Genomic DNA, 777 nt, shown 5'->3' with positions numbered 1-777 from the left:
CCATATTAGGCTCCTTTGTGCGATCCGGGTATGCCCCGGCCCACTGGGGCCGCCCCTTGCACCCCCAGAACTACTCTTTCTCGGGCGTGGAGCTATATATGGTGACGGTAGCCGTCTCTTAGCATATACCGAATCGTGAGACCGCGTGTCGAGTCAGATCTTGTTCTCTCGTTGTTCGCTGTTTGGGCCTTCAGTCGTCGTCCAGCAGTAGTTCTAGCTGCGTCCCTTTCTTCGGAAAGGCGCGATCCAACATTGTTTTAAACTGCTCCCACGTCGCCGACGCCCGCATCAGACCGATAACGGCATGTAGGTGTTGCGCAAGCGCAGGGTGCCCGATGTCCTCGGTGAGGAATTGGTGATGACGTCTGCTCCGACGGCCTTCCTCCGTGGTCGGGTTCATGGCCTGCAATTCCTCAAGAATGCCTGGGGCAAGGCGCTGGTAGACGATGTCGTTCGTATATCTACCGACGACACCTGGTCTGGCCACTGACATTGCGTTCCAGCTCCAACCGCGAAGCCTGAAAATTTCTCGGTAGAAAGCATCTGGGAAACGCTTTGCCCACGCAGCGAATTCCTTCTGCAAGTACTTATCCAGAATCGCCTGAAGCGCGTCGTGGTCTCGGGTGTCTTGGTATCCTGTCGCCTCATCAACGAGCCCGATGATGCCAAGGTCCGCTAGCCCACGCATAACTATCTCGGCCGCCTGAGCCCTGTCTGCCTGCTGGGGATTGAGGGCTCCGTCTTGTCTTGCTTGAAGCCAAATGTCGCAGATTTCGG

General features: G+C 56.8%; 1 protein-coding gene. It reads right to left on the bottom strand.

The features are described 5' to 3' along the window. Positions 1–190 precede the first annotated feature (190 nt). Positions 191–777: P63C domain-containing protein (locus PMES_RS16310; RefSeq protein ID WP_201289028.1), on the bottom strand; the 587-nt coding region annotated here is incomplete at its 5' end.

It is taken from the genome of Profundibacterium mesophilum KAUST100406-0324, from assembly GCF_009835145.1.
Lineage (GTDB): Bacteria > Pseudomonadota > Alphaproteobacteria > Rhodobacterales > Rhodobacteraceae > Profundibacterium > Profundibacterium mesophilum.
Note: the sequence above shows the minus strand (reverse complement) of the source record. Positions and strands in the feature narration are given on the sequence as shown.